Source organism: Citrobacter sp. Cpo074, from assembly GCF_030332745.1.
GTDB lineage: Bacteria > Pseudomonadota > Gammaproteobacteria > Enterobacterales > Enterobacteriaceae > Citrobacter > Citrobacter portucalensis.
Genome location: NZ_JAOWHG010000032.1, coordinates 45,208 through 56,948, shown reverse-complemented (window position 1 = coordinate 56,948; position 11,741 = coordinate 45,208). Strand labels below are relative to the sequence as shown.

9 protein-coding genes are annotated in these 11,741 nt (G+C 47.8%); 3 read left to right on the top strand and 6 right to left on the bottom strand.

What is annotated here, in order from left to right; translation table 11 throughout:
* Positions 1 to 97 precede the first annotated feature (97 nt).
* On the bottom strand, positions 98 to 655 hold the full coding sequence (gene puuR / locus OGX83_RS13725; protein WP_003830877.1) for an HTH-type transcriptional regulator PuuR: 558 nt from the start codon (positions 653 to 655) through the stop codon (positions 98 to 100).
* 25 nt (positions 656 to 680) lie between these two features.
* Positions 681 to 1,445, bottom strand: a complete 765-nt coding sequence (gene puuD, locus OGX83_RS13720; protein WP_208744651.1) for a gamma-glutamyl-gamma-aminobutyrate hydrolase — start codon at positions 1,443 to 1,445, stop codon at positions 681 to 683.
* 212 nt (positions 1,446 to 1,657) lie between these two features.
* Between puuD and OGX83_RS13715 the strand changes: the two genes are divergently transcribed.
* Together OGX83_RS13715 and OGX83_RS13710 are read left to right on the top strand one after the other, a co-directional pair.
* Positions 1,658 to 3,076 (top strand): glutamine synthetase family protein, encoded by a 1,419-nt coding sequence (locus tag OGX83_RS13715; protein WP_003830879.1) that lies wholly within the window; start codon positions 1,658 to 1,660, stop codon positions 3,074 to 3,076.
* Positions 3,077 to 3,419: 343 nt separating this feature from the next.
* On the top strand, positions 3,420 to 4,808 hold the full coding sequence (locus tag OGX83_RS13710; protein WP_048236023.1) for an APC family permease: 1,389 nt from the start codon (positions 3,420 to 3,422) through the stop codon (positions 4,806 to 4,808).
* Between the two features lie 186 nt (positions 4,809 to 4,994).
* On the opposite strand, the gene OGX83_RS13705 is transcribed toward OGX83_RS13710, so the two are convergent.
* Both OGX83_RS13705 and OGX83_RS13700 read right to left on the bottom strand, forming a co-directional pair.
* Entirely contained in the window at positions 4,995 to 7,217 is a 2,223-nt protein-coding gene (locus tag OGX83_RS13705; protein ID WP_235125129.1) for an EAL domain-containing protein, read from the bottom strand.
* Between the two features lie 504 nt (positions 7,218 to 7,721).
* Positions 7,722 to 8,834, bottom strand: a complete 1,113-nt coding sequence (locus OGX83_RS13700) for an agmatine deiminase family protein (RefSeq protein ID WP_286588273.1) — start codon at positions 8,832 to 8,834, stop codon at positions 7,722 to 7,724.
* Positions 8,835 to 9,238: 404 nt separating this feature from the next.
* Between OGX83_RS13700 and OGX83_RS13695 the strand changes: the two genes are divergently transcribed.
* The gene (locus tag OGX83_RS13695; protein WP_003830885.1) at positions 9,239 to 9,802 is read left to right on the top strand and encodes a DJ-1/PfpI family protein; all 564 of its coding nucleotides are present in this window, start codon (positions 9,239 to 9,241) and stop codon (positions 9,800 to 9,802) included.
* A 56-nt stretch (positions 9,803 to 9,858) separates the two neighbouring features.
* Here OGX83_RS13695 and OGX83_RS13690 read toward each other — a convergent pair whose 3' ends face one another.
* Positions 9,859 to 10,605, bottom strand: a complete 747-nt coding sequence (locus tag OGX83_RS13690) for an SAM-dependent methyltransferase (RefSeq protein WP_286588271.1) — start codon at positions 10,603 to 10,605, stop codon at positions 9,859 to 9,861.
* Positions 10,606 to 10,615: 10 nt separating this feature from the next.
* Entirely contained in the window at positions 10,616 to 10,873 is a 258-nt protein-coding gene (locus tag OGX83_RS13685; RefSeq protein WP_008783846.1) for a YjhX family toxin, read from the bottom strand.
* Positions 10,874 to 11,741: the final 868 nt, after the last annotated feature.

The window sequence follows — 11,741 nt, the reverse complement described above, 5'->3', positions numbered from 1 at the left end:
TCTTTTTCAGGCAAAATCAGGCTGCACGATGCCCCAGGGATGTACCCTGTTAATGCGCGTTATTTAAGAAGGCCTGAGAAACTCAGGCCGCTACTTATTAGAAAGTGGTGGGAGTGTGGGCACTGATGATGCGGCAGATCCCTGCCGAGGTGTTGCTGAAACTGTGTGGTATGCCGGTGTTAATGGCATAGCTTTGTCCTGCAACAAGAGGATACGTTTGACCGTTGATGGTCAGTATCACTTCACCTTCCAGTATTGTGCCAATCTCTTCACCCTGGTGTTTAATTCTCTCCCCGGTTGTCGTGCCTGGCTGATAGGTTTCAAACATCATTGCCAGCGTACGATTCGGATTTCCGTTGTGTACCAGCTTCATGGATACTCCCTGACTCCCGATCTCAATCAAATCATCCTGATTGATAACCACCTGCGGTTCGTCAGGCTTTTCCGGTTCCGCGAAGAACTCGGAGAGCGACAGCCCATATACTTTCAATAGCTTTTGCAGCGTACTGATGGCAGGACTGACTTTATCCTGCTCTATGGTGCTGATGGCGCTATGCGTTAACCCAGACAGTTCGGCGGCACGACGCTGCGAAAGACCCAATTGCTGGCGGATCTCTGACAAACGTTTACCCGGCGCCAGGCCGTCATCGCTCATAATTGCATTTCCTTAACTGTAGTGGTCAGAGTCGCTGTTTTTCAGCGAGGTGGTTCTGACAAGCGGTGATAAAACCTTCAAGTAACAAACGCGACAGGGCGTATTCGCTACTGTTCCATTCCGGGTGCCACTGCACGCCGAGCGCGAAAGGATGGTCATGGACGCTGGCAGCTTCCACTAATCCATCCTGCGAGCGTGCTTCCACGCGCAGTTGCGGGCCAAGGGTTTTTGCGCCCTGACCATGCAAGGAGTTAACCCAAAACGTGCTGCAACCTGGTATTAACTGAGATAGCAATCCTCCCTGTTGAACCTGGACTTCATGAGATGGTGCATATTGCTGCTCCACCGGGAGTTCCGCATCTTCACGATGTTCCAGGAACTGTGGATGATCGCACAGGCGACGATACAGAGTCCCGCCAGTGGCGACAACTAATTCCTGCAAGCCCCGGCAGATGGCGAAAATGGGAATGCGCCTTTCGAGCCCGGCGGTAATTAGCGCCATGCTCAGAAGATCACGCCCGGGATCGGCGTCAGACTCATCGCCATTTTCACCATAGAGGTGCGGCTGCACATTGCTTGGGCTTCCTGGCAGGAAGATACCGTCCAGTTTCGGTAACAGCGCGTTCAACAATTCGGGTTCCGCAAGCGTATGGGGAAGCGCTATCGGTAATCCACCGGCATTTAATACCGCATTCAGGTACTTTTCTTGCAGAGTCTGGGTCTGGTGACCCTTAAGCCTGTTCCTACACATCACTACACCAATAACTGGCTTGTCAAATATATTGCCCATGATCGACCTCACGTTTTGGAATAAATTATTGCCAAACGGTTCCTTGTTGTGCCATTCCGTTCATTATTTTCTCAATCTAGCAGCGGAATAACCTTCTAGCAAACTTAATTTAACATTTGACAAACAATTTGTTTGCATCCAGAGTCGAAGGGTGGACATTATATTTAACAGTCAAATCACAGAACAGCTTACCAGGCCAACGGCGGTGAATCATGGAAACCAATATCGTAGAAGTTGAGAATTTTGTTCAGCATTCTGAAGAGAGACGAAGTAGCGCGTTTGCGCGCGAAGTTAAGCAGTATCTGGAACGCTATCCTAATACGCAGTATGTGGATGTGTTGTTAACCGACCTTAATGGCTGTTTTCGCGGTAAGCGCCTTCCCGTTGCGGGATTGCATAAGTTAGAGAAAGGCTGCTATTTCCCGGCATCCGTTTTCGCGATGGATATTCTGGGCAATGTGGTCGAAGAGGCGGGATTAGGCCAGGAGCTTGGCGAACCCGATCGGACCTGTGTACCCGTGGCAGGTACGTTAACCCCTTCGGCTGCCGATCCGGAATTTATTGCGCAGATGATGCTGACGATGCTGGATGAAGATGGCGCTCCCTTTGACGTTGAGCCGCGGAACGTACTAAACCGACTCTGGCAGAAACTTCGCCAGCGCGGTCTGTTCCCCGTCGTAGCGGTAGAGCTGGAGTTCTATTTACTCGATCGTAAGCGCGATCCCGAAGGTTATCTGCAGCCGCCATGCGCGCCGGGAACGGACGATCGTAATACCCAAAGTCAGGTTTATTCGGTTGATAACCTGAACCACTTTGCAGATGTGCTGAACGATATCGATGAACTGGCCCGTTTACAGCTGATCCCGGCTGACGGCGCGGTGGCTGAAGCCTCCCCAGGGCAGTTTGAAATCAACCTCTACCATACCGACAACGTGCTCGACGCCTGCGATGACGCGCTGGCGTTGAAACGTCTGGTACGGCTGGTGGCAGAGAAACATAAGATGCATGCCACGTTTATGGCAAAGCCTTATGAGGAGCATGCCGGTAGCGGGATGCATATCCACATCAGCGTCATGAATAACAAAGGTGAGAACGTGCTGGCTGATGCGAATGGCGATGACTCCGCGTTATTAAAGCGTGCGCTCGCTGGAATGATTGATCTGATGCCCGCGTCAATGGCGCTTCTGGCGCCGAATGTGAACTCCTATCGCCGCTTCCAGCCGGGGATGTATGTTCCGACCCAGGCGTCCTGGGGGCACAACAATCGTACGGTAGCGCTGCGGATTCCCTGCGGCGACCGTGATAACCATCGGGTTGAATATCGCGTAGCGGGGGCTGATGCCAACCCGTATCTGGTGATGTCGACCATTCTGGCGGGGATCCTTCACGGTCTGGATAACGAACTGCCGTTACAAGAAGAAGTTGAGGGTAACGGTCTGGAGCAGGAAGGGCTGCCGTTCCCGATTCGCCAGAGCGATGCACTGTGGGAGTTTATGCAAAATGACAGTCTGCGTGAACTATTGGGTGAGCGGTTTAGCCATGTGTATCACGCCTGTAAAAACGATGAGCTTATCCAGTTTGAACGTCTGATTACCGACACTGAAATTGAGTGGATGCTGAAAAACGCCTGACCGTTGTACAGGTCATTGAAAAAGAAGTCGCATCATGCGGGCTGAGCGGAGCCAGCCCGTAAAAATTGCAGGAATACCTGCCATTTCCCGGATGTCGCGTAATGGAGCGCGGGCGACAACGGGTCTTCAGATAACCGACAGAGTTTGTGACGAGGAAATGTGATGATGCCAATGTTTAAAAACCCGCCCCGCGTGAGTATTCATGGCTCCCGCAGTAAATACGGACCGCATCTGTGCCGTACCTCATTGACGCCTTTTTTATGCCATTCCTCCCCGACACGACCCAGGTCTGCTGTACCCACGTTTCGAACGCAGATCTGGACTCGTAGCGGGGAGGAAAACTATGTCGACTAACTCTTCTGCGGATCATTCTGCCCAGCCGGGCAAAGCACAGCTGCGTAAATCCCTCAAGCTGTGGCAGGTGGTGGTGATGGGGCTTGCCTATCTCACGCCGATGACGGTGTTTGACACCTTTGGCATTGTTTCGGGTATCAGCAATGGCCATGTTCCGGCCTCCTACCTGCTGGCCCTGGCGGGAGTACTGTTTACCGCCATCAGTTATGGAAAGCTGGTGCGCCAGTTTCCACAGGCCGGTTCGGCCTATACCTATGCGCAAAAAGCGATCAACCCGCATGTCGGGTTTATGGTCGGCTGGTCGTCACTGCTTGACTACCTTTTCCTGCCGATGATTAACGTACTATTGGCGAAAATTTACCTTTCCGCGCTGTTCCCGGGGGTTGCGCCATGGATTTGGGTGGTGATGTTCGTCGCGATCCTCACCGCGGCCAATCTGAAAAGCGTTAATCTGGTAGCGAACTTCAATGCGCTGTTTGTACTGGTGCAGGTGGCGATCATCGTGGTGTTCATTTTCCTCGTGGTGCAGGGGCTGCACAAAGGGGAAGGGGTTGGGACCGTCTGGTCGCTGCAACCGTTTATCAGCCAGAATGCGCATTTGATCCCGATTATCACCGGGGCGACCATTGTCTGCTTCTCGTTTCTCGGCTTTGACGCGGTGACGACCCTATCTGAAGAGACGCCGGATGCTGCACGCACCATCCCGAAAGCTATTTTTCTTACCGCGCTGTACGGTGGGCTGATCTTCATTGCTGCCTCGTTCTTTATGCAACTGTTCTTCCCGGACATTAGCCGATTCAAAGACCCGGATGCGGCGCTACCGGAGATTGCGCTGTATGTCGGCGGCAAGCTGTTCCAGTCTATTTTCCTGTGTACCACCTTTGTGAATACGCTGGCTTCTGGTCTGGCGTCGCATGCCAGCGTTTCGCGTCTGCTGTACGTGATGGGCCGCGATAACGTCTTCCCGGAGAAGTACTTTGGTTATGTCCATCCCAAATGGCGTACTCCCGCGTTGAACGTCATCATGGTCGGGATTGTGGCGCTGTCGGCCCTGTTTTTTGACCTGGTGACTGCCACGGCGTTGATTAACTTTGGTGCGCTGGTGGCCTTTACGTTCGTTAATCTCTCCGTGTTTAACCACTTCTGGCGTCGTGAAGGACGCAAGCATACCTGGCAGGAGAAGCTGCACTATCTGGTATTGCCAATGGTCGGTGCCGCCACGGTTGCCGTACTGTGGGTGAATCTTGAGGTGACATCGCTGACGCTGGGTCTGGTATGGGCCGGCGTTGGGCTGGTGTATCTTGCCTGGCTGACCGGACGTTTTCGCAAACCGCCGCCGCAGTTTGACGCCGCGAAATCTGAGCGCGCCTGGGAGTGATGGAAGCTGAATAGGCCGTAGCATTCGGCTGAGTTGAGTTAAAAATGAAACACGGTATGTCGCGGCAAACGGTCGCGGCATACCTGCTTTAATTAAAGTCCCACTTGTTTTAGGGAATAAAAAAACCGGCACGGGAGCCGGTAAGTAAATCAATGTAGGAATATAATTATTATTATAATTACTGAATTATAATTCAGCCAACTCAATAGGAACGGGTTTCCCTATATGGTATCCCTGTAACCAACCAATACCCATCGTAATTAGCATCTTTTCAATTTCCTCATTTTCAACAAACTCAGCGACTACTTCCATGTTTTTGAGTTTTGCTACTTCGCAGAAGGATCTGACGGCGCATCGACTAAATTCATCGGTCAGTATGTTACGGATGAAGGAACCATCAATTTTCAGAATATCTGCGTCTAACGTTCGTAGTCGTGAATAGCTTGATGCTCCTGTGCCAAAATCATCAATAGCAATTTTAGAGCCGGCTTTACGTAGTGCTCTCAGAACATCAGTGACATTAGCGTTGTCAATAATATCTGATTCAATGACTTCAAATATTATACGTTCAGGTGCTATTGAGTATTTTCTAAACAATGTAAAAACATTATCAAGAAAATCAATTTTATTAAGCGAGTCAGGCGTCAGATTAATGGAGAAGTGACTGTTAGGGTCAGATTTCTGCCGTGACTGTATAAAACGAAATGTTTGCTCTATAACAGTGATATCCAGCGCAGGAAGTAATCCTGCCTCGCGAGCAACCGGTAGAATGGTGTCTGGAAAGATTAACTTACCATCAACCATTTTTATCCGAATAAGTATCTCGTGATAACGTGTCAGTCCCGTGGTTGAAACGATCGGCTGAACAACCAGCATCGTTGATACGATGGGTTGAGCCATAAGCTCAAACGACTTTCTGTCAATTGCCTTTTGCAACATATGACGAATGACAGCCTGGCTGACAATTTTATCACCTGGCACTTGCGGGCTGAGTAACAACGGTTGCCCCTGCATTAACGAGATGTAGCTTTGGGTATTAAGATGCTTAATTGCTTGAGATAAATTTTTAATCAGGTTTTTCTCGGTGGTATATGCCACACCACAAGATAGCCCTAATTGGTAGTCCTTCCAGATAAAACGAAAAGAGTTTAGGTCCTTGTAGAGATCAGGAATATCAGGGACAGCATTAAGGCGAAGAATTATTCCATGACCTGGTGCGTAATAAATGTCACCTGTACCCTTAATCAATTTACGTACATATGCACTTAGCGCTTTTACAAATTCAAAACGGAATTCTATTCCGTGAGTTTGCTCCAGCGTATTCAACTCTGTACAACGGATGTAACACAAGCACTCTGTTGCGTGTTTACGGATGTCCATTTGCAGGGCCTGAAAGTTAGGCAGTCCGGTGTTAGGCTCTGATCTAAAAAGTTGTTTGAGGCGGCGGAGATATTTTCGGTTATGAACCACAAGTACACCGGTAACAACAATCGTAATAGAAAAGACAAACACTATCGTGGAGGAAATCACGAGACTATGTAAATAATTATTATAGTTAGCAGGTGGAATATAACTGTTTATATAATATCCCAACAGGATAAGCATTGTTACCCATACAGGAGATATAAAAGCATGGCCAATACAGATCACTCCCCATAGCATTACTGGAAGTAACCACAGTAATGAATAGTCTGTAAATATAAGAATATCCTCTCTGATGACGATCAAAGCGGACATAATGCAGAGTAACAACACCAGCCATAATACTTGATACAGAATAGGAGGGCCGGATTTTATCAGCGCCTTTACTTGTCTAATGTATAGAATGCACCATGCAGGATTTTGAACGCTTCTAAGCAACAGATAACAAAAAGGGATGCCAGTCAGGCAAGAGTTCATCAGCCACTGTAAGTTAATTAATGTTTGTAGTGTAAAAAGGTTTGCGATCGGTGCAGAGGCTGTGTTCGATTGGAACCAGTGATCAATTGAGATGAATAGTAAGGCGTTGCAACACACGAGCCAGACAATACGCAGGGTTGTAAGCTGGCTACGACCAAAGCTAACCGCGCCTCGTTTGCCTGTCGAGAAAAAGTAGAGTGTCTGGCTAATGAGAGCAGCCAGTAGCTGAGCCGTTAGTGTGAATACCGAAGATAAAGAGTAAGAGTAAAGCGCATACAAGAAAAAGGCAGCCAAAATTGGCAGCGCCTTTTGCCGGTATAAAACCAGCAGTGCAGAAATGAGAGGTAAAGTGAGATCGTAAAAATGCAGTGTTATACCCGCAACATCCTCTTGCTTACTGAGATGACCTGCGACCAGCTGTAATGCAAAAAACGCGATGCCGACACAAAAATAGTCTCTAAATGTATTAATGAAATTTATACTTTCCGTTTTTCTTAGCAATATCATCATTCGCAATTCTCAGTGAGTTATCACCGTTCTCGATTTAAGTCATCTACTTAAAACAGGTTAGACTAGAGGTTTGAAATGTGTATTTTTGGATGTTTTCGCTAATTGAAAACTATTCTAAAATATGTTATATGGATTTTTTAAATGTGACCCTCGATAATTTCACTGTGTTTCACAACACAGGGGAGAACAATCTTTGTGGCTGTACTGATAATAAAAGTTGCGTCAGAAGTCATTATTTAAGACAGAATATACGATCGATAATAACGATCAATATAAATCTTTTGATAGATTTTATCGATAGGTTTAGCAGATCATAAATACCATGAAAGATCGATGAAAGCTATTAAAGTGTTATCTTTTAATGGTATTTATTTCATAAATGTTAATTAGGTGCTTTGTTTATTAAAATTTAACCTACGGAGGCATCTTTCTAAGGGAATCATTCTTTTATTGCCAGGAAAGTGAGTTTCCCCACCTTCCCACAACACACTCAATTGTTAATCATTAACGAGGCTGCTGCTGTGTCGCGCAGTGAATACCGCCGCCACCGGCAGCGATACCGTCGATATTCAACTGAATAATTTCACGATCGGCAAACAGATCCTGCAAAATAGTATGGGTACTACGATCGGTGCGCTTATCGCCAAATTGCGGTGCAATGACGGCATCATTACACAGATAAAAATTGATATACCCCGCGGCGAAATCATCGCTCGCATAAGTCTGGCGGATGGTAGAAGGTCCTTCCAGCGTGACTACCTCCAACCGTCGGCCTTTGGCATCCGTGGCGGCCCGTAATATGTCCAGATGACGTCGGGTGATCGCGTAATCAAAGGATGACGGATCCTGCTCAAGACCCGCCACCACCGTACCCGGATGCGTGAATCGGGCGTAAAAATCTGTATGGCCGTCGGTAATATCCTTGCCGGCAATACCCGGCAACCAGATGATTTTCTCCAGACCTAGCAGTCGCTTAAGTTCTTCTTCGCATTCGGCTTTGTTGACGCCAGGATTACGGTTGGAGTTAAGCACGCAGCTCTCGGTAATAATCGCCGTGCCTTCACCATCTACCTCAATACCGCCACCTTCCAGAGTCAGCACCGAGCGAAGAAACTCGGCATGAATGTAATCAGTAACAAATTCAGCCACATCGGCATCTCGTTCGTGCTCTTGCTTATTGCCCCAGCCGTTGAAATTAAATCCCACTCCGCCGAGCGCGCCGCTGGCGCTTTTCGCAAACACCGGCCCGGTGTCGCGGATCCACAGATCGTCTATTGGGTGAACCAGAAGATTGACTGACGGCCCGCACAGACGCGCGGCGAGCTCGCTGTCTTCTTCGCGTACTAACATATTCACGGGTTCAAATGCGGCGATGGTTTTGGCAACTAACGCCAGGTTTTCCTGCACCACCGGTAGCAGATGAGGCTCCCAGATCTCCGCACTGGCACCAAACGCCATCCAGGTTGCCGCATGCGGTGCGCCTTCATCAGGCATTTGCCAGCGGCGGTTCTCTGTCGCGCGGGCAAATTGGCTAAAGCTGAAGCCCGTCATACCGGCGAGTAGCATACTCGTTGAAGTCACCAGGCCTTGTCTGACGAATGAACGTCTTGTCATCATAGGATTAACCTTTGCGTATTTTTACCTGATATCAGGTGAATGAAATAATAATAGATAATAAATATTCTGCGTATTTTAAATATTAAATAATAAATAAAGCAATCGCGGGTAAATTTCACGCGAAATATAGCACAGGAGATATGCGTTGCAATCTCTTAGTTTTATATAATGAGTGAAACTGGCGACTATTAAAATTTCTCAACTATATATTTATATATAATTTATATTTATCAGCATGAACATATGGCACGCCGTTGGCTCTGAGGCCCTCGTCTGACGGGCCTTGCCGTGGATTGTGATCTGGCCGATTGTTCTGTTGTATTTATTAATGCCATGAACCGTGTGGACTATAGTAAAGATGGCCGTTATTTCTCATCATTAATAACCGTGAGTGGGGGATGTGAATGAAGAAGATACTGATGCTGGTCGGAGATTATGTCGAAGATTATGAAACGATGGTGCCTTTTCAGGCTTTGCAAATGCTTGGGCATCGTGTGGATGCCGTCTGTCCGGATAAAAGTCAGGGTGACTACGTTCAAACCGCCATTCACGATTTTGATGGGGCGCAGACATACAGTGAAAAGCCGGGGCATCGTTTTACGTTAAATGCGAATTTTGCCGAGGCGCGGGCCGCCGATTACGACGCACTGTTGATCCCCGGCGGGCGTGCTCCGGAATATCTTCGACTGAATCCAGATGTCATTAAGCTGGTGCAAGATTTCAACACTGCCGGTAAGCCTATCGCCGCAGTTTGTCATGGGCCCCAACTGTTAGCGGCGGCGGGGGTGTTAGAAAACCGGACCTGTAGCGCTTATCCGGCCTGTGCGCCCGAGGTTCGTCTGAGCGGTGGACATTATGCCGATATTGGCATTGATCAGGCCCACGTTGATGGCAATCTGGTGACGGCACCAGCATGGCCCGCGCATCCGCAATGGTTAGCTAAATTTGTTGAAGTATTAATGAAGTAAGCGATGATGCGATGAAAAAGTCGGTATAACCTGCCAGGCTATACCGACTGCATTTATTACCTCTGCATGAGTGCGAACACGCCCCACCCGATATATTCCCGGGTAAATGCAACGTGGCGGGCTGGTGAACTTCTCAGTTGCTCTCTGACTTCGGCGGCAAACTCATCGTCCGGATTTGCCTCCAGCCACCGGCGCATCGTCAACCATTTTGCCGCCTCGTATCTGTCCCAACCTTCCTGGTCAGCCAGTACCATTTCAACCACGTCATAACCGAGCAGGTCGAAAGACGAAACAAGTTCTGGTAGAGAAAGAAAATCGGCTACTGAAGTCGCGCCGCAAGCCATAGCGATCTCCTCCGTTGCGGGCATCTGACGCCAGTACGGTTCGCCGATGAGCAGGATCCCGCCTGGTTTGAGACTTTGTTCCAGCTGTTTGATCGTTCCGGCAACGCCGCCGGCAATCCAGGTTGCACCAACGCAGGCGGCAATATCGAATTTTTCTTCGGCGATATAACCTGTTGCATCGGCATGAATAAAACGCACGTGCTCAGTGACGCCCAATTCACTTGCCCGCAGGGTGGCTTGCTCACTGAATAACTGGCTCATATCGATACCAACGCCGGAAATTCCATGATCGCGTGCCCAGGTGCACAACATCTCGCCCGAGCCGCTGCCGAGATCCAGGATGCGGGTTCCTGGGGGCATCCGTAAAACCTGACCTAACGTCGCATATTTTTGCGCGGTGAACGGATTATGAATGCGATGTGCGCTTTCGCTGATCGTAAAAATCTTCGGGATATCCATCTCTCTCTCCTTAGCGATTATCCAGTTGGGCGCGAACGTTGTTCAGGCCGGTGGTATTGATGCGGTAGGGCTGACCATTAACGGATTTGATCAGCTTTTTCGTTCTGAGTTTTTTGAATACGTCGAGCGTGCAGTCGCAGAGCAGTAACCCTTCGCGGCTATAGCATTCGACGGAAATGACGCGACCAGATGCATCTCGGACGTGAGCAATACGGCCACCTTTGGCGAGAACGTGTAAGGTACGTTGTTCCTGACGGGATAAATTCATACTGGAAAACCTGTTTAATCATCATGTGCAAAACGTGCAAACACACAGCGGTGTCCGCATTCGATTTCGGCGCATTGATAACCAGTCCGGCCTGAAAAGGTCGGTAAGCTGATTATCTGATGATTACATTCTCCAGCATCAAAGCCTCGGGTTGAGTTGATAGGTATTTACCTGCTGAATCATACCAGCCTGGGCGAGTAGGGGAATCGTTCTGTCGGGAAAATGTGATCTATGACGAAAAATTGCGTTTAGCTTATTTTATAATTTTTTAACTCTCGTTAGCTGAGCAGTGTATGGATATATTAAATTTATTGAATATTCAGACATCGTCAGTAGCGGTATTGGCCGTAATGATGCGTTGTTAGCCCCACTTGCGTCATACTATAGATTAGTGATATTTAATTTTTCCCTATCCTAATTTTGTTTTATTTGATAAACATGTCTTTATTATAAAAAGGATTTTTAATGGTGTTTTCTTTTAATTCTTTTTAGGAATTTTCTTAACGTCGTGAAGTGTGTATACTCAATCCAGCAAGAAGCTCTTCTGTTATCATCAAAACTATAAAAATGTCCTTAACACCCGTATTACCTCTGCCCTGAATCTCTTCTCAGGGGAGAGGTTTTTTTTGCCTGTGTATAATTTTGATAATCGTCATATATAGATAATTTAATATTATTGTTCTTGTTGTTTTGCATTAGTGATGACGACAGGTTTTGTTCTGTGAACCATACGGTAATGTTGAAATAGTATCGCTATGAATCTATTTCATGGTGAATAGTGTGATTTCATCTTTATTTATAGGGGTATTATATAGTTTTTCTTATAACTATCTGTTTTTAAGCGTTATGTTAATTTTCGCTTTTGAAG

What these genes read in the sequence shown, in the direction of transcription:
- OGX83_RS13695 (WP_003830885.1), top strand. Translation starts at nt 9,239, where the DNA reads ATGAAGAAGATACTGATGCTGGTCGGAGATTATGTCGAAGATTATGAA.
- puuD (WP_208744651.1), bottom strand. Translation starts at nt 1,445, where the DNA reads ATGGGCAATATATTTGACAAGCCAGTTATTGGTGTAGTGATGTGTAGG.
- OGX83_RS13700 (WP_286588273.1), bottom strand. Translation starts at nt 8,834, where the DNA reads ATGATGACAAGACGTTCATTCGTCAGACAAGGCCTGGTGACTTCAACG.
- OGX83_RS13685 (WP_008783846.1), bottom strand. Translation starts at nt 10,873, where the DNA reads ATGAATTTATCCCGTCAGGAACAACGTACCTTACACGTTCTCGCCAAA.
- OGX83_RS13705 (WP_235125129.1), bottom strand. Translation starts at nt 7,217, where the DNA reads ATGATGATATTGCTAAGAAAAACGGAAAGTATAAATTTCATTAATACA.
- puuR (WP_003830877.1), bottom strand. Translation starts at nt 655, where the DNA reads ATGAGCGATGACGGCCTGGCGCCGGGTAAACGTTTGTCAGAGATCCGC.
- OGX83_RS13715 (WP_003830879.1), top strand. Translation starts at nt 1,658, where the DNA reads ATGGAAACCAATATCGTAGAAGTTGAGAATTTTGTTCAGCATTCTGAA.
- OGX83_RS13710 (WP_048236023.1), top strand. Translation starts at nt 3,420, where the DNA reads ATGTCGACTAACTCTTCTGCGGATCATTCTGCCCAGCCGGGCAAAGCA.
- OGX83_RS13690 (WP_286588271.1), bottom strand. Translation starts at nt 10,605, where the DNA reads ATGGATATCCCGAAGATTTTTACGATCAGCGAAAGCGCACATCGCATT.